The sequence below is a fragment of the Streptomyces sp. NPDC001796 genome (genome assembly GCF_042892355.1).
Classification (GTDB): Bacteria; Actinomycetota; Actinomycetes; order Streptomycetales; family Streptomycetaceae; genus Streptomyces.
The window spans coordinates 409,409-431,692 of the sequence record NZ_JBIAUC010000005.1 but is presented as its reverse complement, the minus strand read 5'-3'; the positions used below and the strand labels follow the sequence as shown (position 1 = coordinate 431,692).

General features: G+C 70.6%; 15 protein-coding genes and 1 pseudogene. 10 read left to right on the top strand and 6 right to left on the bottom strand.

Features of this window, described 5'->3' with window-relative positions; translation table 11 throughout:
• Positions 1 to 14 precede the first annotated feature (14 nt).
• A complete protein-coding gene (locus ACFYZE_RS13990) occupies positions 15 to 1,058 on the top strand; it encodes a DUF2637 domain-containing protein (RefSeq protein WP_388992340.1) in 1,044 nt (347 codons plus the stop codon).
• A 93-nt stretch (positions 1,059 to 1,151) separates the two neighbouring features.
• Here the strand turns inward: ACFYZE_RS13990 and ACFYZE_RS13985 are convergent, their stop codons facing one another.
• Complete coding sequence (locus ACFYZE_RS13985) at positions 1,152 to 1,604, bottom strand: ATP-binding protein (protein ID WP_388992338.1); 453 nt, start codon at positions 1,602 to 1,604, stop codon at positions 1,152 to 1,154.
• A gap of 304 nt (positions 1,605 to 1,908) precedes the next feature.
• Here ACFYZE_RS13985 and ACFYZE_RS13980 point away from each other — a divergent pair, with 304 nt between their 5' ends.
• Positions 1,909 to 2,508 (top strand): hypothetical protein, encoded by a 600-nt coding sequence (locus tag ACFYZE_RS13980; protein WP_388992335.1) that lies wholly within the window; start codon positions 1,909 to 1,911, stop codon positions 2,506 to 2,508.
• 97 nt (positions 2,509 to 2,605) lie between these two features.
• Here ACFYZE_RS13980 and ACFYZE_RS13975 read toward each other — a convergent pair whose 3' ends face one another.
• A complete protein-coding gene (locus ACFYZE_RS13975; protein ID WP_388992332.1) occupies positions 2,606 to 4,348 on the bottom strand; it encodes a pyruvate dehydrogenase in 1,743 nt (580 codons plus the stop codon).
• Between the two features lie 54 nt (positions 4,349 to 4,402).
• Positions 4,403 to 5,749 carry a protein phosphatase 2C domain-containing protein gene (locus ACFYZE_RS13970; RefSeq protein ID WP_388992329.1) on the bottom strand — a complete coding sequence of 449 codons (1,347 nt, stop codon included), beginning with the start codon at positions 5,747 to 5,749 and terminating at the stop codon, positions 4,403 to 4,405.
• A 311-nt stretch (positions 5,750 to 6,060) separates the two neighbouring features.
• Between ACFYZE_RS13970 and ACFYZE_RS13965 the strand changes: the two genes are divergently transcribed.
• Positions 6,061 to 8,376 carry a glycoside hydrolase family 95-like protein gene (locus ACFYZE_RS13965; RefSeq protein ID WP_388992326.1) on the top strand — a complete coding sequence of 772 codons (2,316 nt, stop codon included), beginning with the start codon at positions 6,061 to 6,063 and terminating at the stop codon, positions 8,374 to 8,376.
• A 74-nt stretch (positions 8,377 to 8,450) separates the two neighbouring features.
• Here ACFYZE_RS13965 and rsgA read toward each other — a convergent pair whose 3' ends face one another.
• The 3 genes from rsgA to ACFYZE_RS13950 form a co-directional block, all read right to left on the bottom strand.
• Positions 8,451 to 9,563: a ribosome small subunit-dependent GTPase A gene (rsgA, locus tag ACFYZE_RS13960; protein ID WP_388992323.1), complete on the bottom strand. Its 1,113-nt coding sequence runs from the start codon at positions 9,561 to 9,563 to the stop codon at positions 8,451 to 8,453.
• Positions 9,564 to 9,781: 218 nt separating this feature from the next.
• Positions 9,782 to 11,278 (bottom strand): cellulose binding domain-containing protein, encoded by a 1,497-nt coding sequence (locus ACFYZE_RS13955; protein WP_388992320.1) that lies wholly within the window; start codon positions 11,276 to 11,278, stop codon positions 9,782 to 9,784.
• A gap of 239 nt (positions 11,279 to 11,517) precedes the next feature.
• The gene (locus ACFYZE_RS13950; protein ID WP_388992318.1) at positions 11,518 to 12,864 is read right to left on the bottom strand and encodes a radical SAM protein; all 1,347 of its coding nucleotides are present in this window, start codon (positions 12,862 to 12,864) and stop codon (positions 11,518 to 11,520) included.
• A gap of 222 nt (positions 12,865 to 13,086) precedes the next feature.
• On the opposite strand from ACFYZE_RS13950, the gene ACFYZE_RS13945 reads away from it, so the two are divergent.
• The 7 genes and pseudogenes from ACFYZE_RS13945 to ACFYZE_RS13915 all read left to right on the top strand — a co-directional run.
• The gene (locus ACFYZE_RS13945; RefSeq protein WP_388992315.1) at positions 13,087 to 14,331 is read left to right on the top strand and encodes a D-arabinono-1,4-lactone oxidase; all 1,245 of its coding nucleotides are present in this window, start codon (positions 13,087 to 13,089) and stop codon (positions 14,329 to 14,331) included.
• 113 nt (positions 14,332 to 14,444) lie between these two features.
• The gene (locus ACFYZE_RS13940) at positions 14,445 to 15,686 is read left to right on the top strand and encodes an ROK family transcriptional regulator (RefSeq protein WP_388992312.1); all 1,242 of its coding nucleotides are present in this window, start codon (positions 14,445 to 14,447) and stop codon (positions 15,684 to 15,686) included.
• 277 nt (positions 15,687 to 15,963) lie between these two features.
• Positions 15,964 to 17,235 (top strand): ABC transporter substrate-binding protein, encoded by a 1,272-nt coding sequence (locus ACFYZE_RS13935; protein ID WP_388992309.1) that lies wholly within the window; start codon positions 15,964 to 15,966, stop codon positions 17,233 to 17,235.
• 21 nt (positions 17,236 to 17,256) lie between these two features.
• Positions 17,257 to 18,222 carry a carbohydrate ABC transporter permease gene (locus ACFYZE_RS13930; RefSeq protein WP_388992306.1) on the top strand — a complete coding sequence of 322 codons (966 nt, stop codon included), beginning with the start codon at positions 17,257 to 17,259 and terminating at the stop codon, positions 18,220 to 18,222.
• Positions 18,219 to 19,085, top strand: a complete 867-nt coding sequence (locus tag ACFYZE_RS13925) for a carbohydrate ABC transporter permease (protein WP_388992303.1) — start codon at positions 18,219 to 18,221, stop codon at positions 19,083 to 19,085. The genes ACFYZE_RS13930 and ACFYZE_RS13925 overlap by 4 nt, the downstream gene beginning before the upstream one ends.
• Positions 19,086 to 19,112: 27 nt before the next feature.
• Entirely contained in the window at positions 19,113 to 21,968 is a 2,856-nt protein-coding gene (locus ACFYZE_RS13920) for a glycoside hydrolase family 2 TIM barrel-domain containing protein (RefSeq protein WP_388992301.1), read from the top strand.
• Positions 21,965 to 22,195: pseudogene (locus ACFYZE_RS13915) on the top strand (MFS transporter); the annotation flags it as partial. The gene ACFYZE_RS13920 and the pseudogene ACFYZE_RS13915, both read left to right, overlap by 4 nt.
• Between the last annotated feature and the right edge of the window lie 89 nt (positions 22,196 to 22,284).

The window sequence follows — 22,284 nt, the reverse complement described above, 5'->3', positions numbered from 1 at the left end:
GCAAGGGACCCCAGATGAGACTGACCGACATATCGCTGAACTGGCTGCTTCCGGGCGCCGTACTGCTCCTGGGCATGCTGGTGGCGGTGGCGGTGCTCGCGCGTGGCAAGCGCTCCTCCGGGGGGAACGCGAGCGCGGACGACTCGTGGGAGCGTGCCGAGGAGCGCCGCAGGCGCAAGGAGACCGTCTACGCCACGGCCTCCTACGTGCTCCTCTTCTGCTGTGCGGCCGTCGCCGCGGCACTCTCCTTCCACGGCCTGGTCGGCTTCGGCCAGCAGAACCTCGGCCTGACCGACGGATGGGAGTACCTGGTCCCGTTCGGCCTGGACGGTGCGGCCATGTTCTGCTCCGTGCTCGCCGTCCGTGAGGCCAGCCACGGCGACGCGGCCCTCGGCTCCCGGATCCTGGTGTGGACGTTCGCGGCGGCGTCCGCCTGGTTCAACTGGGTGCACGCGCCCAGGGGCATCGACCACGCGGGCGCCCCGCAGTTCTTCGCCGGCATGTCGCTGTCCGCCGCGGTGCTGTTCGACCGCGCACTGAAGCAGACCCGCCGCGCCGCACTGCGCGAGCAGGGTCTGGTGCCGCGTCCGCTGCCGCAGATCCGTATCGTCCGCTGGCTGCGGGCGCCCATTGAGACGTACAAGGCCTGGTCGCTGATGCTCCTCGAGGGCGTGCGCAGCCTGGACGAGGCCGTGGAGGAAGTGCGCGAGGACCGGCGGCAGAAGCAGCTGAACAAGGCGCGCCGCCGCGAGCAGCAGCGGGCCGAGCGGGCGCAGTTGAAGATGCTCAGCCGTGGCCACCGCGCGCTCACCGGCGGCAACGGCGGCCGTCAGGTCGAGGTGCAGACCGTCGAGCGGGCCCCCGCACCGGTCTCCTCGGAGCCTGCCATACCCGCGGCGGAACTGCCCTCGCGTACCCTCCCCTCGCTCCAGCCCGTCCGGAACTCCGCCGCTGACCCGATCAGGGTCGACCTCACCGCCGAGGACGACACCATGGCCCTGCCGCGGCTCGACTCCCTGGAGCGCAAACTCAAGGACCTTGAACAGCAGTTCGGCTGAGACCGGACAGCAACCCGGGAAGGGGGCGCGGCAGGATGCCGCGCCCCCTTCCCGTTGCCGTCAGCCCCTTCGGCCCGCCTGTGCGGCGCCGCCTCAGGCGGCGTCCGCACCGAGGTCGAACCACACCGCCTTTCCCACGCCGTGCGCCCGCACGCCCCAGGCGTCCGCAAGTGACTGGACGAGGATCAGCCCTCTGCCGTGCGTACCGTCGTCGTCGCTCGGTGCGTGCAGCCTCGGCCTGCGTCCCGTGAAGTCCCGCACCTCCACGTGGAGTCCGCGCGACGAGACGGTGGCGGTGAGGAGCGCGTCGCGGTCGGTGTGGATGAGCGCGTTGGTCACCAGCTCACTCGTGAGCAGTTCGGCTATCTCGGAGCGTCCCGGCCTGCCCCAGTGCCGCAGCAACTCCCTGAGCGCCCTGCGCGCTTCGGGCACCGCCCGTAGATCCGCCCGCCCCAGCCGGCGCCTGAGCTGGGGGGCCGCCGACCGGTCCGTCGGCGTGTCGGTCGCTTCCTCCGTCGTCTTCGCCGAGGAGGCCCCGATCACCACGGGACCGCCCCCTCGTGCTCGCCTCTTCATGACCCCCGCCCCGTAGGTGGATGCCGGTTCCCCTCTGGTCGAACACCTCCACGGTCATGCATGCCCCGCCGACGGACCGGCAGTCATGGTGACGGCGTTTCTCCTCGACTTCCGGACACGCAGCTGTTCCTCGGTGACGCCACATCAGCCCGCGTTACTCCAAACGAATTATTATTCATATTGTCGGTATGTCGGATATGACAGAGAACGTCACGGTCTGTACGTTCAATCACGCATCGGCTTTCAGCCGACGTCTCTCAGACAGGAGAAACAAATGGCAACGCGTTCCACCGTTGTAACCGCCGCGATCGCGGCTGCCGCGGCCCTCGCGGCCACCGGCATCACCTACGCCAACGCGGCTTCCGAGCCGGCCCAGGCGGCTCCCGTCGCTCCGGTCGCTGCGGCCCCCGCCCCTGCTGCCGCCCCCGCCCTCCCGCAGGGCGGCAACGGCGACAACAACAACAGCAAGGGCAACGAGGGCCGTGAGGAGCACGGGGACCACGAGCGGGGCGAGCGGGGCGAGGAGGAGGACCACGAGCGTGGCTACCACCACGAGTACTACGGCAAGGTCCGCATCAACGAGCGTGAGTACCCGGCCATCCCGGACGGCTGCGTCACGATCGTGAGCGGCCTCGGCTCCAAGAGCCTCAACATCCGCAACGACAGCCGGAAGACCGTCGAGGTCTTCTCCGGGGCCACCTGCGACAACGGCGCTCCCATCGCCGTCGTCGGCCCCTGGAGCCAGAGCGACGGGGTGCACCCCCGTCACGTCAAGGGCGGTGTGAAGGTCAAGCACGGCGTCGTGGGCAGCTTCCGCGTGATCCGTCACCACCACGAGGACCACGAGAAGGGCGACCGCGGCGACCGCGACTGACGTAACCGTCCGCATGACACACACAACGAGAACCCCGGCCCGCCGGAATCGGGCCGGGGTTCCGGTCTTGGAGCCTCGCACAGCGAGGCGCGCGGTGTCAGGGCCGTGGCACGTTGCGCAGGTTGGAGCGGGCCATCTGCACCATGCGGCCGACACCGCCCTCGAGCACGATCTTCGAGGCGGACAGAGCGAAGCCCGTCACCATCTCCGCGCTGATCTTCGGCGGGATGGACAGGGCGTGCGGGTCGGTGACGACATCGACCAGCGCCGGGCCCTTGTGCCTGAAGGCGTCCTTCAGGGCGCCCGCGAGCTGCTTGGGCTTCTCCACCCGTATGCCGTACGCGCCGCACGCACGTGCCACGGCCGCGAAGTCGGGGTTCTTGGTCGCGGTGCCGTACGAGGGCAGTCCGGAGACCATCATCTCCAACTCCACCATGCTGAGCGAGGAGTTGTTGAACACGACCACCTTCACCGGCAGGTCGTACTGCACCAGGGTGAGGAAGTCGCCCATCAGCATGGAGAACCCGCCGTCACCGGACATCGACACCACCTGCCGGCGCCGGTCGGTGAACTGGGCCCCGATCGCCATCGGCAGCGCGTTCGCCATCGAGCCGTGGGAGAACGAACCGATGATGCGGCGGCGGCCGTTGGGAGAGATGTAGCGGGCGCCCCACACATTGCACATCCCCGTGTCGATCGTGAACACCGCGTCGTCATCGGCCACTTCGTCCAGGACGGAGGCCACGTACTCCGGGTGGATCGGCACGTGCTTGTCGACCTTGCGCGTGTACGCCTTGACGACGCCATCCAACGCGTCGGCGTGCTTCTTGAGCATCCTGTCGAGGAAGCGCCGGTTCTCCTTGGTCCGCACGCGCGGGATGAGACAGCGCAGGGTCTCCTTGACATCGCCCCACACCGCGAGATCCAGCTTGGAGCGGCGGCCCAGGTGCTCCGGACGGACGTCGATCTGGGCTATCTTCACGTCCTTCGGCAGGAAGGCGTTGTACGGGAAGTCGGTGCCCAGCAGGATCAGCAGGTCGCACTCGTGGGTGGCCTCGTAGGCGGCGCCGTAACCGAGCAGGCCGCTCATGCCGACGTCGTACGGGTTGTCGTACTGGATCCACTCCTTGCCGCGAAGGGCGTGCCCCACCGGGGACTTGATCTTCCCGGCGAACTCCATCACCTCGGCGTGCGCGCCCCGGGTGCCGCTGCCGCAGAAGAGGGTGACCTTCTCCGCCCCGTCGATCATCTCCACGAGCCGGTCGATCTCGGCGTCACCCGGGCGGACGCTGGGCCGGGAGGTGACGAGGGCGGTCTCGGCGGACCGGTCGGGGGCGGGCTGCGCGGCGATGTCTCCGGGGAGCGAGACGACGCTCACGCCGCTGCGGCCGATCGCGTGCTGGATGGCCGTCTGCAGCAGGCGGGGCATCTGCCGGGGGTTGGATATCAGCTCGCTGTAGTGGGAGCACTCGCGGAACAGCTGGTCGGGATGGGTCTCCTGGAAGTACCCGAGGCCGATCTCGCTGGAGGGTATGTGCGAGGCGAGCGCGAGCACCGGGGCCATCGAGCGGTGGGCGTCGTACAGGCCGTTGATGAGGTGGAGGTTGCCGGGCCCGCAGGAGCCGGCGCAGGCGGTGAGCCCGCCGGATATCTGGGCTTCGGCGCCGGCCGCGAAGGCGGCGGTCTCCTCGTGCCGCACGTGCACCCAGTCGATCGCGGAGTTGCGGCGCACCGCGTCCACGATGGGGTTGAGGCTGTCGCCGACCACCCCGTACAGGCGCTTGACCCCCGCCCGCACGAGGATGTCGACGAACTGGTCGGCGACGTTCTGCTTGGCCATGAATCCACGCACCCCTTCGCTGTCCCTGGATCCATGTATCCACACGGACGGCGATCACGCCTCCCAGACGGCGGCCGCCGTACGGTCATCGGCGTAGCCCTTCACCCTCACCAGCGTGTCGGCGAGGAAGGCCGTCAGACCCGGCACCTCCCCCGTGGACCAGCGGGCCGTCAGGTGTTCGGCCAGTTCGGGTTCGTCGCGCAGCGGGTCGGCGAGACCGCTGGAGCACAGCAGCAGCGTGTCCCCCGGCTGGGCGACGGAGGCGCGGAACAGAAAGGGTGAACGGGGCGGCTCGAGGGCCGGTTCGTACGGGCTCGGGGGTGTGGTGATGCCCAGGTCCATGGTGAGCCGGTCGCCCTCGGGGGTCTCGGAGGGCCGGGAGCCGAACCCCACCACCGGCTCGCCGGTGGTGTCGGCGGCGTGCGGCTCGATGTCCTGCCACTCACCGTCCCGCAGCCGGAACAGACCGCCGGCGCCGACACCGAAGAAGACGCGGACGCGGCAGGCGGGGTCGGCGGGCAGCAGCAGACAGCGCAGGTCGGCGGTGTACTCCTCCGGGTCGGCGCCCTGGGCGGTGGCGCCGGCGCGGAGCTTGCCGAGGCTTCGGTCGGTGAGCCGTTGCAGGCCGGACTTCAGCTCGCCGCGCCGGGCCGACCGGATGTCCTCGCCGAGGCGGAGGTGACTGCGCCCGACGGCACGGCCGATCCAGTGACACGCCTCGGCGGCGGCGCGGTGGGCGCCGGGCGTGCCGCGCCGGCCGGTGGCCATGGCGACGAGCACGAGGGCCTGGTCCCCCGTACCGAAGCGGGCGGTGAGCAGGCAGTCCCGTCGCGGCTCACCCCGGAAGCGGGCCGAGTCCCCGCGCGCGGAGACCGCCCGCAGGGTGCAGGACCCGAACCGGGCCCCGTCCAGCGCGGTGTCGGGGACGAGGTCGGCGAGATGGTCGGGGTCGGCCGGCGGGAGGGCGGTGGGCTCCGGGTCGTAGGTGGGCGGGCCGGAGCCGATGTAGTCCACCGTGGGCCGGGTGCGCGGGAGGGGCGGCGGAGGCGGGGTGTCCGACGGGGCGTCAGGGGACGGCGGTTTCGGTGCGGTGCCGCCGGACTCGGGCTGCGGGGGGTCGGCCGGTGGCTGCGGGGCGGACGGGAAGGTCACCGGGTCCGGCGGGAGGGTGGACGAGGGCTCCCGGGGTGCGCGGGACGGGGCTCCGGCGCGGGGGGCGTCCTTCTCCCGGGGGCCGCTTCCCCACCCCGCGTCCTGCCCCACCGTCCCCGCGGCGGAGGCGAAGCGGTCATCGAGGGTGTCGGACGCGGGGGCCGGTCCCGTGTCCCCGGTGGAGTCGTCGTACAACTGCCCCCACCAGTCGTCCTGGTGGCCGGTCGACCTGTCCCCCTGCTGGCTCATGCCCCCGATTGTCCACCGCCGGGGGCGGTTGAAAACGGGGCATCAGGAAATTCCGGCCGGGCGACCGTCCTGTGCTCGGCGTGTCGGACGACGCCTCGAACGGTGATACGAACCGGCCAGGAACGAAGGGCGCCGCCGGACGATCCCACCCCCGCAGAGGAACCGCCCGGCGGCCTCGCCTTCTCAACTCGCTATCTCAGCCCCCACCTCGACACATCGGATCTCTCCCGCCCTATTGACCGCCTGAGACCTCATCCCTACGTTTTCTGGCGGGACAGATCCGATGACTGTCGAGCCGCCGGGAGGCAACCGTGCCCAGTCCGTCCAGACGTACCGTCCTGGCCACCGGATCCGCCCTCGGCGGCGCGCTGTTCGCCGGCGGCCTGCCCGCGCAGGCGACGGCAGCCGACCGCCCGGGCGGCACGGGCGGCACCGCCGACCCCTGGCGCACCGTCCTGGACGACGCCGACCTCGTCTGGCAGCGGATGCCGGCGACCTGGTACGAGGGCCCCTTCCTGGGCAACGGCTTCCTCGGCTCGGGCGTCTACGCCGAGCCCGGCAGCGAGACACGGGCCGTCCGCTTCAACGTCCAGCACTCCGAGGTGCAGGACCACCGCCCGGAGTTCGGCTCGCTGTTCGGCCTTGCGCGGCTGCCGATCGGATACTTCACGCTGGAGCCGGTGGGCACGATCACCGCCGTGGACTGGCGGCTCGGGCTGCACGACGCCGAACTGACCGGCACCCTCACCACCGACCGGGGCACGCTCACCGTGCGGGCCCTGGTGCACACCTCACGCTCGCTGCTCGCCGTCGAGGTCACGCCCAGCGCGGGCGAACGCGGCTTCCGCTGGGTCTTCCACCCGGCGGACGCGATCAGTCCGCGCGCCGCCTTCAAGCCCCTGCCGGACGGTTACCAGGGCAACCCGCCTCCGGAGGTCGACGAACACGACGGTGTCCATGTCTGCGTACAGCCGCTGCTGTCGGACGGTCAGCATGTGACGGCCTGGCGGGAGACGGAACGGGGCGGGCCGCGCACGCTGTACGCGCACGTCGCGCACTCCTACCCGCGGACCACGGCTCTGGGCGCGGCGCTGCGGGCGGTCCGCGACGGGTCCCTGCTGCCGTACGACGCCCTCGCGGTGACCCATCGCGCGTGGTGGCACGCCTACTACCGCAAGAGTTTCCTGTCCCTGCCCGACGCGCGCATCCAGCGCTTCTACTGGATCCAGCTCTACAAGGTCGCCTCGGCGGCCCGGCGCGACGCGCCCGTGATGGCGACGAGCGGCCCCTGGCTGGAGCCCACGCCCTGGCCCAACACCTGGTGGAACCTCAACGTCCAGCTCGAGTACTGGCTCATCCACGGCTCCAACCACCTGGAACTCGACGCCGTGACACGGGCGCTCGGCGAGTTCCGCGACAACCTGGCCAAGGAGGTGGCGGCCCCCTACCGCTCGGACTCGCTCGGCATCCCGCGCACCACGGACCCGCACCTGGTGAACGGCGCGGCGGGCACCCTCACCGGCTACGGTGTCGGCATCCCCGGCCAGGACCCGCCGACGCCCGAGGTCGGCAACCTCACCTGGGCCCTGCACAACGTCTGGCTGAGCTACCGCCACACCATGGACGAGTCCGTCCTGCGGGACGTCCTGTATCCCCTGCTGCGCAAGGCGATCAACTACTACCTGCACTTCCTTCAGCCGGGCCCGGACGGCAGGCTGCACCTGCCGACCACCTTCTCACCGGAGTACGGCGGCAACAGCCGCGACTGCAACTACGACCTCATGCTGCTCACCTGGGGCTGCCGCACGCTGCTGGAGTCGGCCGAAGTCCTCGGCATCGACGACGAACTGGCGCCGTGCTGGCAGGAGGTGCTGGCCCGGCGGGTGTCGTATCCCACCGACGAGAACGGTTTCATGATCGGTGCGGACATCCCGTTCGCGAAGTCGCACCGCCACTACTCGCACCTGCTGGCGGTCTACCCGCTGTACGAGCTGACCGGCCGCACGCCCGAGGAACGCGCCCTCATCGAGAAGTCGCTGGCGCACTGGGTCGGCTTCGAGGGCGCCCTCCAGGGCTACACCTTCACGGGGGCCGCCTCGATGTCCGCACTGCTCGGCAAGGGCGAGGACGCGCTGAAGTACCTCGGCGAGCTCATGGCCCGTTTCATCCAGGCCAACACCATGTACAAGGAGTCGGGCCCGGTCATCGAGACGCCCCTGTCGGCGGCCCAGTCCCTGCACGACATGGTGTGCCAGTCCTGGGGCGGGATCGTCCGTGTCTTCCCCGCGCTGCCGGCCGCCTGGGCGGATGTCACCGTGCACGGCTTCCGCACGCAGGGCGCCTTCCTGCTGTCCGCGGTGCGCCGGGGCGGAATGACGCGCTGGGTGCGGCTGGTCAGCGAGGCGGGCGCGCCCTGCGTCGTACGGCACGGCCTGCCGGGCGCGATCGAGGTGCGGGACGGCCGGGGGCGCCCGCTGCGGTACGAGACGGTGGACGACGGCACGATCCGTATCCCGCTGTGCAAGGGTGAGTCGGCGCTGGTCACCGCGAAGGGCGACCGCCCGGACCTGACGGTCGCGCCCGTCACGCCGAACGGAACGGCTCCCCGCTGGGGCCTGCCGGCCTGAGGGCCGGTCACATGCGGGGGCGTCGCCCCTCTCCCCAGGCCGTCAAGGCCCGGGGAGAGGGGTGGTTGCCGCGGCTAGGACGACCAGCGCCCCCGCTTGGCCTCCATCGCAGCCCTGCCCTGTGCTCCCTTCCTCTTCCAGTCCCGCCGCAGCTCCGCCCGTACGCGCGCGTCCGTCTTGGCCACGATCCACTGGTTCTCCCGCAGCAGCTTCCGGTAGCTCTCCAGGCGCCGCTCCGGCAGTTCTCCCGCCTCCACCGCCGCCAGCACCGCGCAGCCGGGCTCCGCCGCGTGCGCGCAGTCGTGGAAGCGGCACCGCCCGGCCAGTTCCTCGATCTCGGAGAAGACCTGCCCGACCCCGCTCTCGGCGTCCCAGAGACCGACTCCGCGCAGCCCCGGCGTGTCGATCAGCACTCCCCCGCCCGGCAGCGCGAGCAGGTTGCGCGTGGTCGTCGTGTGGCGGCCCTTCTCGTCCACCTCCCGCGTGGCCTGGACGTGCATGACGTCCTCGCCGAGGAGTGCGTTGGCCAGGGTGGACTTGCCGGCGCCGGACTGCCCGAGCAGCACGGACGTGCCGCCGGACAGGACCGCGGCCAGCACGTCGAGCCCTTCGCCCTGCCGCGCGCTGACGGGCAGCACCGGCACGCCGGGCGCGGTGGTCTCCACGTCCTGGACGAGGTACGAGAGCGTCGTCGCGTCCGGCACCACGTCGGCCTTGGTGAGCACCACGACCGGCTGCGCCCCGGATTCCCAGGCCAGGGCGAGGAAGCGTTCGATGCGGCCGAGGTCCAGCTCCGCGGCGAGCGAGACGGCGACGACCGCGTGGTCGACGTTGGCGGCGAGGACCTGCCCCTCGGACCGTTTGGAGGAGGTGGAGCGCACGAAGGCGGTACGGCGCGGCAGATACGTCCGTACGTAGCGGGGGTTGCCCTGGGGTTCGACGGCGACCCAGTCGCCCGTGCACACGACCCGGAGGGGATCGTGCGGGGTGACGAAGGCGGTGTCGGCGCGCAGCGGCCCGCCGGCGGTGACCACGTCGCACTGGCCGCGGTCGACGCGGACGACGCGCCCGGCGATCAGCCCTTCGGCGTGGTACGGGGCGAACGCGTCCGCCCATGCGTCGTCCCAGCCGTAGGGGACGAGCGCGGAGAAAGCGGAAGAAGCAGAGGAAGCAGGGAGGGCAGTCAAGGGAGACCCTTCACAAGGGCGGCCCCGGCAGGCGCGCTCGGGTGCGAGCGGCGAGGTGTCAGCCGGCGGCCACGGAGGTGGACTTGATGAACTCCTGAATGCGGGCAGCGCCCATCGCAAGGACAGTCATCGGTCAACACCTCCTTCTCCGCTCGTCGTTGCTGCCACCTTAGCCCGCCGCCTCAGCGGCCGGTCAACACGTTTTTTTTCCGGCGGGCTCAGCTGACCGTAGTGCAGCGCGCCCCGTTCACCGTGAAGGCGCGCGGCTGCGCGTTGCCGCCGTGCCAGGAGGAGAGGAAGCCGATCGCGAACGTGCCGTTCGCGGCGACCTGCTTGTTGTAGTCGGCGGCCTTCGCGGTGACCTCGGGGCCGTCCTGGGTGTAGGTGCCGTCCCACATCTGGGTGATGTGCTGGCCGTCCTGGAACGTCCAGTCGATGCGCCAGTCGGCGAGCGCCCTGGTCGAGGTCACCGTGACGGTGGCCTGGAAGCCGTCCGGCCACTGGTTGACCACCTCGTACTTCACCCGGCACGTGGGCGGGGTGGACTTGTCGGGGGCGGAGGCGGTGGACGGGTCGTCGACCGGGCTCGTCGACGTGCCCTGCGGTTCGGTGTCGGAGTCCCCGCTCCTCGTCGCGCTGTGGGAGCCGGCCGGACGGGAGGTGGCGGAGGCGTCGGCCGTGCCGTTGCCGGAGGGCGGGCCACCGGGCGACGAGGACAGCCCCGGCGCCGTGACCGACTGGCCGGTCACGACGCTGCCCGCGGTGGTGTCGTCCCCGCCCGAGCTGCCCAGCTGAAGCAGCGAGACGGTGAGCGCGAGCGCGGACACGACCACGGCGGCGGCGAGGATCCCGGTGCGGCCGATCCGGGGCCGCGCCTGGGCGCCCACGGTGATGCCCCGGTCCGTGCCCGCGTCCGTGCGCCCGCCGCTCAGACCGGCCTCCGCCGCCCGGCGGCGCCGCTCCAGATAGGCGAGCCCGCCCCAGCCGATCACCCCGCTCGCGAGTGCGGCGGGAGTGCCGCCGCCGTGCAGCCTGAGGCAGGCCGCCGCCTCCGCGCACGCCACGCAGGTCGCGAGGTGCCGGGAGAGGTCCTCGGGGGTCTCCGCGCCCGAGGAGCGGGTGACCGCGTCCAGCAGCCGGGCGTAGCTGCGGCAGTCGGGGTCCATGGGGGTGTCGAGGTGGTTGCGCTGGCAACGGTCCCGGAACAGCGCGCGTACCTGGGCGAGTTCCCCGGCCGCGGCCGCCGGGTCCAGGCCGAGCCGGCGGGCCACGTCGGGCAGCGGCATCGCCTCGACCTCCGCGAGCCACAGCAGGGCCGCGTCCGGCTCCTGCATGTCCTTCAGACCGCGCAGGGCGAGCGGGCGCTGGAGGGGCGGACCGGTGTAGCGGGCGGCGTTGTCGGAGTTGAGCCACAGCCGCAGGTCGGGATCCAGGAGGTGTCCCCTGCCCTCCGTCTCCCAGGCCGCGGCGGTGGTGCGCACCGCGGTCAGCAGCAGGGGGATCCGGGGCAGGCGTGGCACGCGGCGCCCGGTGGCCTTCCCCTGGGCCTCGCCCGCGCGGACCTCCTGGATGCCGTGGGAGAACGCCTCGGTGGCCAGCTGCCTGCCGACGGCCGAACCGGACGTGCACAGGTCGGCGTACGACAGGACCGCGTCCCAGCACTCCGAGAACAGCGCGGCCTCGGCGGCGTCCTGGGGGGTCGGCAGGTCGGGCATGGGGGGCTCCTGCGTCAACTGCTTCCACGAGCAAAGTCAACTCACGTCAACTCACGGCCAACTCACCCGAGAGACACGGGAGTTGAGGGTCGTCTCAACGACAGGCCCAGAGCCTTTCACGGCTCCCACACAACTGACAAGCGGCGTATTCAAATGCCGTTGCCGGTGGTTGCGCGCTGTGGAGTCGTACGGACCACGGCCCCGCTGCGACTCAGCGCGCGGGGCGCGTGATCGCATCGTTACGCATGCGTCGGCGCTTCGGCCCCTTCGCCCACGACGTCGTTGGCCGGGAGACTGTCCATGAACGAACTGACGGAGAACACCGCGCGACCCGGGCCGGGCGGGCCGTAGCCGGGGGGCGAGGAGAGGCCGAAGTCGTCCATGGTGGCGCGGTAGGCCTCAAGGAGCCGGATGTGGTACTCCAGGGGCGCGCCCTGCGGGTTGGCCTTGCCGAGCGGGGTCGTGGGCTCCGGGCACCAGGTGGTGAAGCGGGGCGTGATGCCGTGCGACATGAAGAAGCGCAGGCCCTCGGTGGTGGAGGCGATGGCCTCGTCGACCGTGGTGAAGCCGAAGGGCTCGGCCATCTCCACGCCCGCGACGAAGTTGGGGATCACGTTGCGCGCGCCGAAGACCTCGGCGGAGTCGAGGATGCGCCGGTGCCACTCGTCCCGGCCGACGTACCGCTCCTTGCCGGGGCAGTACAGCTCGAACAGGCGGCGGTCCCACACCTCGAAGTTGGGGTGGTAGATCTGGACGCCGTAGTCCTTGAAGCGCTGCACGTCGTCCTTCGGCAGCGCCTGCGCTACGACCTTGCCGATCCAGCGGCCCGGGAAGCGCTCCTCGATGGCCTTGGCGTAGTGCCCGTAGAAGTCGGCCTCGTCACGGCCGGCCACCTTGGAGGTGATCGCGCCGCCGGTGAGGGTGTAGGCCGTGGACGCCTTCTGGGTGTCGTAGCGGTCGATGATCTCGAGCGCCTCCAGCACCTCCTCGACGTCCTTCACACCCGTGTACGGGCGTCCGGCCGCCTTGTGCTGGCGCCAGTTGTGGTTGATGTCGCAGTACTGGCACTCCTCCTTGGCACCGAAGTACTGGCAGACCCGGAAGACGGTCAGATAGATCAGGTAGCCCCACTGGATGGTGGGGGCCACCTCCATCACGGACTTCCCGTTGGAGAGGGTGTGCCGGTAGTACTCCGGCATGGGCGGCACGCCGACGTCCGCGATCCGCCTGCCGTCGAGGTACAGCCCGAGCAGGCCCTCGTCGTCGGCGGCGACCCGGTACGGCGAGGCGGGGTTGACCCGTACGGAGACGACGGTCCGCCGCAGGTCGTAGGGTCCGCCGGTGAGGATGATCTCCTCGGGCGGCCGGCGCAGCGCGGCCTCGCCCAGCTCCGGCAGGGTGCCGTGGTCGAAGGAGAAGATGAAGTACGACTTCGGCTTGACGTCGCCGTCCTCGTTGTCGCTGAGCGCCGACTGGTCGAAGGCGACTCCACCCCGCAGCAGGTCCTCCTTGAAGACGGCCTCCCGCGGCACGTGCGGGAATCGCTCCATCAGGTCCTCGACCAGCGCGGTGCGACTGTCACCCATCCCGTTCTCCTCGCTCCCGGCGTGTGTTGCTCGACTCCTCACGGTATGCCTTCGCCGGACGGCCGAACGTGCCGGGTCCCCGCCCGACGCGCACGTTGCCCACTTCTGCCGCTTTTCGACCGGTTCCCGGGTGGGATTCAGCATGCGAACGGGGCTTGATCACCCGGTGCCCTTCGGCTGGGATTCCGGTAGCCACTGGATTCCCCGGGGAGGGACGACGGCATGACCGAGACCGTGACCAACTGGGCCGGCAACATCACCTACGCCGCCAAGGAACTGCACCGCCCGCACTCACTTCAGGCGCTGCGCTCGCTCGTCGCCGACAGCGCGGCCGTGCGGGTGCTCGGCAGCGGACACTCCTTCAACGAGATCGCCGAACCGGGCGCCGACGGGGTCCTGCTCTCCCTCGCCGCCCTGCCGGACGAGGTCGACGTGGACACGGCCGCCCGCACGGTACGCGTCGGCGGTGGCGTCCGGTACGCCGAGCTCGCCCGGGTGGTCCACGAGCACGGGCTCGCGCTGCACAACATGGCCTCCCTGCCGCACATCTCGGTGGCGGGCTCGGTGGCGACCGGCACCCACGGCTCGGGCGTCGCCAACGGCTCGCTCGCCTCGGCCGTGCGCGAGGTGGAGCTGGTCACCGCGGACGGGTCGACGCTGCGGATCTCCCGGGGCGAGCCCCGCTTCGACGGTGCCGTGACCTCCCTCGGCGCGCTCGGCGTGGTCACGGCCCTCACCCTCGACCTGGAGCCGTCGTACGAGGTCGAACAGCACGTCTTCACGGAACTGGCCCTGGAGGGCCTCGACTACGAGACCGTGGCGGCGACCGCGTACAGCGTGAGCCTGTTCACCGACTGGCGCGCCCCGGGCTTCAGGCAGGTGTGGCTCAAGCGCCGCACGGACCAGCCGCTGCCCGACTTCCCCTGGGCCGCCCCCGCCACCGAGGCGATGCACCCGGTGCCGGGCATGCCCGCGGTCAACTGCACCGAGCAGTTCGGCGTCCCTGGGCCCTGGCACGAACGGCTGCCGCACTTCCGGGCGGACTTCACCCCGAGCAGCGGCGCCGAGCTGCAGTCCGAGTATCTGCTGCCGCGTCCGTACGCGCCGGCCGCGCTGCACGCCCTCGACGCGATCCGGGCGGCGGTCGCGCCCGTGCTGCAGACCTGCGAGGTGCGGACGGTGGCCGCCGACGCGCAGTGGCTGAGCCCGGCGTACGGGCGGGACACCGTGGCGCTGCACTTCACCTGGATCGAGGACACGGCGGCCGTGCTGCCCGTGGTGCGGCGCGTCGAGGAGGCGCTGGACGGCTTGGAGGCGCGGCCGCACTGGGGCAAGATCTTCACCGTGCCTCCGCAGGTGCTCCGCGAGCGCTACCCGCGGCTGGACGACTTCACGGCGCTGGCGGCGGAGCTGGATCCCGCGGGCAAGTTCCGGAACGCGTTCGTGCGCGAGGTTCTCGGCTTCTGAGCCAGGGGCGAGCGACTTCATAAACCCCCTTTCCTAACCCCTTGTAGAAAGCCCGGCTCCGGCATAGGCTCCTGCCGCGCCGAGGCACGAGGCCTCGCCATGACCTGGGGAGGATGGGGGACGTGCCGGTCAAGCGCACCTCACGCGATATTCGCACAGCGAACCGGTACGAGGTGCTGCGCCAGATCATCGCCCGCTCCCCCACGTCCCGTCAGGAGCTGGCGGCGGCGACCGGGCTCAGCCTGGCCACGGTCGCCACCCTCGTCGGTGAGCTGCTGGACCTCGGCATGCTGACCGAGGTCGGCTTCGAGGACTCGGCGGGCGGCCGGCCGCGCGGACTGGTGGCGGTCAACGCGTCGGGGGGGGCGTTGATCGGCGTCGACATCGCGGAGACGTACGTCCGGGTCGAGCTGTTCGACCTGGCACTGAACATGCTCGCCCGCGCCGACGAGGACATGCGCCCCGGCGAGAACCGCCCCGAGCAGGTCGTCGCCCATGTCGCCGCGGCCGTCGGCTCGGTCGTCACCCAGGCCGGGGTGGAGGGCGCCCGTGTCCTCGGCGTCGGCGTGAGCGTCCCGGGCCAGGTCGACCGCGACCGGGGCGTGTCGGAGTACGCCCCGAACTGGGACTGGCACGACGTGCCGCTGCTCGACCTGCTCTCCGAGCACATCGCCTACCCCCTCTACCTGGACAACCCGCTGCGCGCCTGCGCGGTCGCCGAGCTGTGGTTCGGCGCGGCGCGCGGACGCGGGGACGCCGTGGTCGTCAATCTGGGCACGGGCGTGGGCGCCGGCCTGGCGCTGGGCGGCGGCCTGCACCGCGGCGTCAGCAACAGCGCCGGCGAGTGGGGCCACACCACGCTGGTGCTGGACGGGCGGCTGTGCCACTGCGGCAACCACGGCTGTGTGGAGACGTACGTCGGCGCGCCCGGCATCATGCTCAACCTCCGGGAGCTGAGCCCGCAGAGCCCCCTGCTGCACCCCGAGGACCAGACCGCCACGATCGACGCGCTCGCGCGCGGGGTCGCCGCGCAGGACCCGGTCGCGCTGAAGGTCTTGCGGGACACCGCCCGCTACCTCGGCGCGGGGATCGCCGACCTGGTCAACCTGCTGAACCCGGAGGTCGTCGTGCTCAGCAGCTGGGTCGCGGCCACGCTCGGCGAGCCGCTGCTGAACGAGGTGCGCGAGGCCGTCGCCCGGCACGCGCTGAAGCGGCCGTTCACGGCCACGGAGATCGTCCTGTCCCCCATTCCCACCGACCCGGTGTGCCTCGGAGCCGCGACCTTCGCCCTCGAAGGCGCGCTCCAGTCGGTCAGCCAGAGACCCAGAAGCGCCAAGCCGTCGGCGGCAAGGTGATCCTGCACAGCTGCAACGGCGGCCCCAACGAGGCCTGGTCCAGGCAGTGACGCCCCCCTGAACCGAGGCCGCCGGCAACCCTGACCCGGCGGCCCTCACCCCCGGACCCCTCCCCCTGTTCGTGATTCCGAACCGGACGCAACGTTTCGCGCAGACTTCGTTCAACCCCTTGCCGAAGCCTTAGCCGAAGATCTAACGTCCCCGCACCGCACCTCCTTCGACCACCTCGCGCTGAGCCGCAAGAGCCGCAGCCGCGCTTCGAGACAAGGACGTCAGCATGTCGGCAACGAGCAGCAGCAACTGGGACCGCCGATCAATCCTCCGGGCCGCCGCGGGCATGGCCGCCGCCGGCACCCTTGCCGCGTGTGGCAGCAACAACGGCCGGGGCGGGTCCGGCGGGTCCGGTTCGGGCAAGCAGCTGGTCCAGTACTTCCACGCGTACGGCGAGGCGGGGACGGAGCAGGCCATCAAGCGGTACGCCGCCGCGTACAAGAAGGCCGACGTCAGCACGAGCTGGATCACCGGCAACAACTTCGAGTCGGCGCTCTTCGCGGCCCTGCTCAGCAGCAAGGCGCCCGATGTCTTCGAGTTCCACCCGCAGTTGCAGCTCGTCAAGAGCGGCCAGGTGGCGGACCTGAGCGACATCATCGACCCGGTCAAGGACGACTTCAACCCGAACGACATCAAGTCCCACACGGTCGACGGGAAGATCTACGGGATCCGGATGATCGACGACCCGCAGTTCTTCTACTACCGCAAGTCGATGCTGGAGAAGGCCAAGGTCGACGTCCCCACCACCCTCGACGAACTGATCGAGGCCGCCGCCAAGCTCACCACGCGCAAGGTGAAGGGCCTCTTCCTCGGCAACGACTTCACCGCGATCCAGAACACCCTCATCTGGTCGGCCGGCGCCGACACGCTCGACGCCAAGAACCAGATCGCCTACCACACGGACGGCGTCGTCGAGGGTCTGAAGAAGCTGCGGACCCTGTTCACGAGCGGCAACGTGCTGCTGGACGCCCCGACCGACTTCTGGGACCCGTCCTCGCTCAACCAGGGCCTGTGCGCCATCCAGTGGGGCGGCATGTGGTCCATGCCGGCCATGCAGCAGGCTCTCGGCGACGACCTGGGCATCTTCCCGTTCCCGAAGATCGGCGGCGCCGGCAGGCAGTCGGTCTACAACGGCGGCTGGTCGATGTTCGTCAACGCCAAGGGCAAGAACGTGGACGCGGCCAAGGAGTACGTGAAGTGGCTGTGGATCGACCAGAAGCAGTACCAGGAGGACTGGGCCACCTCGTACGGTTTCCACATCCCGCCGCGCACCTCGATAGCCAACCAGGCCACCAAGCTCAAGTCCGGTCTGCCTGCTGAGGGCGTCAAGCTCTTCACCGACTACGGCCGCTTCGACAACATCGCCTTCGACCAGACCATGCAGAACGCCTTCAGCGAGGTGCTCGCGTCTTGTGTCCGCAAGAACGGCAACCCCGAGGCCGCGCTCGACGTCTGCGACAAGAAGGTCGACGTCGAGCTCAAGAAGCTCTTCGGATAGGCCGCCGGGAAGACCACGACCATGTCGACCACCACCGCACGCGGGGTCGCCCAGCCCGCCCCGGCCAAAGCCTCCCCGGGCCGGCCGCGGCGGGGCCTGCGGGGCAATCCGACCCTCAACTTCTGGCTCTTCACCGGGCCGTTCCTCATCGGCCTGGCGATCTTCGTCTTCGTGCCGATCATCTGGTCCGTCTGGCTCAGCTTCTTCGACGCCCGCTACACCGTCACGCCGAGCCATTTCATCGGCTTCGACAACTACAAGCAGATCCTGACCAACAGCGACTTTCCCGGCTCGCTCGTGACGTTCACGGTGTTCGCCGCGTTCATCGTGCCGACCACCTGGGCGCTGTCGCTGGGTCTGGCGCTGCTGGTGAACCGGTTGCGGTTCATGCGGGCGTTCTTCCGGTCGGTGTTCTTCCTGCCGACCGCCGTGTCCTACGTCGCCGCCGCCCTGATCTGGAAGATGTCCATCTTCAGCGGCGTCCGCTTCGGACTGGCCAACACCGTCCTGAACTGGTTCGGCGAAGACAACGTCGCCTGGCTGTCCAACCCGACCCCGCCCTGGTACTGGCTGGTCATCGTGACCCTGCGACTCTGGATCCAGGCCGGCTTCTACATGATCCTCTTCCTGGCGGCGCTGCAGAACATCCCGCCGGAACTGTACGAGGCCGCCGCCATCGACGGCGCCCAGCGGGGCTGGCAGACCTTCCGCCACATCACACTGCCGCAGCTGCGGGCCACCTCGACCGCGGTGATCCTGCTGCTGCTCATCGCCGCCTACCAGGCGTTCGACGAGTTCTTCAACCTCATCGGGCAGAAGGCGACCTGGGCCCAGACACCACTCATGGTGCTCTACAAAGCGGCTCTCGGCACGAGCCAGGACTACGGCGCCGGCAGTGCGGGCGCGGTCATCCTGTCGCTGCTGATCTGTGTCGTCACGCTGGCTCAGGGCAAGATCATGGGCTTCGGAGGAGGGGAGGAGAGGTGACCACCACCACACCGCAGGTCGGCAGGAACCGCAAGAAGCGCGGAGGCGCCCTCGGCAACACCGGTCTGTACATCGCCGTCAGCGTCGCCGCCGTCCTCTTCCTGATCCCCTTCTATCTGATCGTCCGCAACTCCCTGTCCACCGACCCGGAGATCACGGGCGAGAACTGGAAACTGCTGCCCTCCTTCCAGTGGGGCAACGTCTCCGAGCTCTTCAACGACCCCACCGTCGAGTTCGGCCGCTCCTTGTGGAACTCCACGGTGATCGCCGTGCTGAGCACGATCGGCACCCTCCTGTTCTGCTCCATGGCGGGATACGGCCTCGCCCGCATTCCCTACAAGCACGCGAACAAGGTCTTCTACGCCGTTCTGGCGACCCTGATGGTCCCCACGGCCGTCACCTTCGTGCCCAGCTTCGTGCTGGTCTCCTCCCTCGGCTGGGTGGACACCTACCGCGGCATGATCATCCCGGGCCTGTTCAGCGGTTTCACCTGCTTCCTCTTCCGGCAGTACTTCCTCGGATTCCCGAAGGAACTGGAGGAGGCGGCACGCGTGGACGGACTCGGTTACTGGGGCGCGTACTGGCGGATCGTCGTACCCAACTCGCTGAACTTCTTCACGGCGATCGCCACCATCACCTTCATCAGCGGCTGGAACGCCTTCCTGTGGCCGCTGGTCATCGGTCAGGACCCGAGCGCCTGGACCGTGCAGGTCGCGCTCTCGTCGTTCATGACCAACCAGACCGTCAACTTCCATCTGATTTTCATGGCCACGGCCATTTCCATCCTGCCGCTGGTGTTCGTGTTCCTGTTCCTGCAGCGCTGGCTGGTGCAGGGCATCGCACAGACCGGCATCAAGGGCTGACACCTTCTTCTCACGACCTGGAGACCGATGTCTTTCCGCACCCATTCCCCCGTCGACTACGTCGAGGACGTCTCCCCGGGCAGCGGGGCCCTGCCGCCGCGCGCCCGGTACGCGTCCTCGGACGCCGCGTCCCTCTCTCTCAACGGCAGCTGGCGCTTCCGGCTGTCGGCCACGGCGGACGCCGAGGACGAGGCGTTCGCCGAGCCCGGATACGACGCGGGGGACTGGGCCGAGGTCTCGGTCCCCGGCCACTGGGTCCTCCAGGGGCACGGCTCCCCGATCTACACCAACCACCTCTACCCCTTCCCGGTCGACCCGCCGCGCGTGCCGACCGAGAACCCGACCGGTGACCATCTGCGCGTCTTCGACCTGCCGTCCGACTGGCCGTCGGACGGCGGGGCGGTGCTCCGCTTCGACGGTGTCGAGTCCTGCGCCCGGGTGTGGCTGAACGGCACGGACATCGGCGAGTTCAAGGGCTCCCGGCTGCCGCACGAGTTCGCCGTCGGGCATCTGCTCAAGCCCGCCGGCAACGTGCTCGCCGTCCGGGTCCACCAGTGGTCGGCGGGCTCCTACCTGGAGGACCAGGACCAGTGGTGGCTGCCGGGCATCTTCCGCGACGTCACGCTGCTGCACCGTCCGGCGGGCGGCGTCCTGGACTTCTTCGTGCACGCCTCCTACGACCACACGACCGGCGAGGGCACGCTGCGGGTCGACTCGGACGTGGACGGCCGGGTGACCGTGCCCGCGCTCGACATCGATGTCGCCACCGGCGAGTCCGTGACCGTGCCCGTCGAGCCGTGGACCGCGGAGACGCCGACGCTGTACGACGGCGTGCTGGCCACCGAGGGCGAGCACGTGCCGCTCAGGATCGGGTTCCGGACGGTCGTCCTCGAGGACGGCCTGATCAAGGTCAACGGCAGGCCGGTCCTCTTCAAGGGCGTCAACCGGCACGAGTGGCACCCGGAGAAGGGCCGCGCGCTGGACCTGGAGACGATGCGCGAGGACGTGCTGCTGATGAAGCGGCACAACATCAACGCGGTGCGCACCTCGCACTACCCGCCGCACCCGGCCTTCCTGGACCTGTGCGACGAGTACGGCCTGTGGGTCGTCGACGAGTGCGACCTGGAGACCCACGGCTTCGTCGAGCAGGCGTGGCGGGACAACCCGGTCGACGACGACCGCTGGACCCCGGCGCTGCTCGACCGTGCCGCCCGTATGGTCGAGCGGGACAAGAACCACCCGTCGGTCGTGATCTGGTCCCTCGGCAACGAGGCCGGCACCGGGCGCGGGCTGACCGCGATGGCCGAGTGGATCCACGGGCGTGACTCCTCGCGGCTGGTGCACTACGAGGGCGACATCAACTGCCGTGACACGGACGTGTACTCGCGGATGTATGCCGACCACGCCGAGGTGGAGCAGATCGGCCGCGCACTGGACGGCGGCACCCACAAGCGGCGCGACCTTCCCTTCATCCTCTGCGAGTACGGGCACGCCATGGGCAACGGCCCCGGTGGCATCGCCGACTACCAGCGGCTGTTCGAGTCCTACGACCGGCTCCAGGGTGGCTTCATCTGGGAGTGGATCGACCACGGCATCAAGCACCCGGAGCTGGGCTACGCCTACGGCGGCGACTTCGGGGAGGAACTGCACGACGGGAACTTCGTCTGCGACGGCCTGCTGTTCCCGGACCGCGAGCCGTCGCCGGGCCTGGTGGAGTTCAAGAAGGTGATCGAGCCGGTCCGCATCGAGGGCGACGGCCGTACGGTGCGGATCCGCAACGTCCACGACTTCGCGGACCTCTCAACGCTCGCCTTCGAGTGGTCGTTCCAGGTCGACGGCGAGACCGTGGAGTCGGGTTCGCTGTCGGTGCCGGTGCTCGCGGCCGGAGAGTCGGCGGAGGTCAAGCTGCCCGCGCCGCCCGAGGTGCGCCGCGGTGAGGCGCAGTGGACGGTGCGGGCGGTGCTGGCGTCGGACACCGCGTGGGGGGCGAAGGGCCACCAGGTGGCATGGGGCCAGTTCCCGGTCACCGGGCGTGTGCCGGTCCCGGCCGCCGCGGGCGCGGCTCCCGTGCTCACCGACGGCCGGATCACCCTCGGACCCGGCACCTTCGACGCTCGCACGGGCGCGCTGACAGCCGTCGGCGGTGTGGACGTGACCGGCCTGCGCCTGGACGTCTGGCGGGCCACCACCGACAACGACGACGGCGCCGAGTGGCAGACCGGCCTCCGCTACGGCCTGATGTGGCGCAAGCTGGGCCTGCACCGCATGCGGCACCGTCTGGACGCGGTGGAGCTCGGCGACGGGGCGCTGACGGTACGGACCCGGGTGGCGCCCGCCGCCTGGGAGGTGGGCCTCGCCACCGTGTACCGCTGGTCGTCGGACGGGGAGAGGCTGCGGCTGACCGTGTCCGTCACACCCGAGGGCGACTGGACGGTGCCGTTGCCCCGGCTCGGCATCCGGTTCGGGCTGTCCGGCGCGGTGGACCGGGTCACCTGGTTCGGGGGCGGCCCCGGCGAGGCCTACCCGGACACCAGGTCGGCCTCCCAGCTGGGCCGTTGGGAGTCCACGGTCGACGGGCTGCAGACGCCGTACGTGCGCCCGCAGGAGAACGGCGCCCGCGCCGACGTCCGCTGGGCGGAGATCGGCGGGCTGCGCGTCGAGGGCGACCCGGAGTTCTTCTTCAGCGCCCGGCGCTGGACGACGGAGCAGCTGGACGCCGCCCGGCACCGCACCGACCTCACGCCCGGCGACACGGTGTGGGTCAACCTCGACCACGGCCAGCAGGGCATCGGTTCGCAGTCGTGCGGTCCGGGCCCGCTGCCGCAGTACTTCCTGCGGGCCGAGCCCGCGGAGTTCTCCTTCGTGTGGTCGGAGGTCAGTTGACGGGCACGGTCCTGAGGACCTCCGCGGCCGGGCGGCTGTTCAGTCGTCCGGCCGCGGCCGCGTCCTGCGCCGGTTTCGTCCTCATCGGCATGCTCCAGGCGCTCTACGGGCCGGCGGTCCCCGGCCTGCGCGCCGAGTACGGCCTGTCGCCGTCGGGCGCCGGTCTCGGCCTGAGCCTGCACTTCACGGGCGGGGTCGCGGGCGTCCTCGCCTTCAACGCCGTCCACTGTGCTGTGGCGCTGGAGCCTCGGGCACTACACGGGGATGAACGGGTGAGAGCCTGGGGGTGTCACGGGCTCTGACGACGCCGGGGCCG

Coding starts and splice junctions, on each gene's coding strand:
- ACFYZE_RS13990 (WP_388992340.1), top strand. CDS start 15: ATGAGACTGACCGACATATCGCTGAACTGGCTGCTTCCGGGCGCCGTA.
- ACFYZE_RS13980 (WP_388992335.1), top strand. CDS start 1,909: ATGGCAACGCGTTCCACCGTTGTAACCGCCGCGATCGCGGCTGCCGCG.
- ACFYZE_RS13975 (WP_388992332.1), bottom strand. CDS start 4,348: ATGGCCAAGCAGAACGTCGCCGACCAGTTCGTCGACATCCTCGTGCGG.
- ACFYZE_RS13970 (WP_388992329.1), bottom strand. CDS start 5,749: ATGAGCCAGCAGGGGGACAGGTCGACCGGCCACCAGGACGACTGGTGG.
- ACFYZE_RS13955 (WP_388992320.1), bottom strand. CDS start 11,278: ATGCCCGACCTGCCGACCCCCCAGGACGCCGCCGAGGCCGCGCTGTTC.
- ACFYZE_RS13950 (WP_388992318.1), bottom strand. CDS start 12,864: ATGGGTGACAGTCGCACCGCGCTGGTCGAGGACCTGATGGAGCGATTC.
- ACFYZE_RS13945 (WP_388992315.1), top strand. CDS start 13,087: ATGACCGAGACCGTGACCAACTGGGCCGGCAACATCACCTACGCCGCC.
- ACFYZE_RS13940 (WP_388992312.1), top strand. CDS start 14,445: ATGGGGGACGTGCCGGTCAAGCGCACCTCACGCGATATTCGCACAGCG.
- ACFYZE_RS13935 (WP_388992309.1), top strand. CDS start 15,964: ATGTCGGCAACGAGCAGCAGCAACTGGGACCGCCGATCAATCCTCCGG.
- ACFYZE_RS13930 (WP_388992306.1), top strand. CDS start 17,257: ATGTCGACCACCACCGCACGCGGGGTCGCCCAGCCCGCCCCGGCCAAA.
- ACFYZE_RS13920 (WP_388992301.1), top strand. CDS start 19,113: ATGTCTTTCCGCACCCATTCCCCCGTCGACTACGTCGAGGACGTCTCC.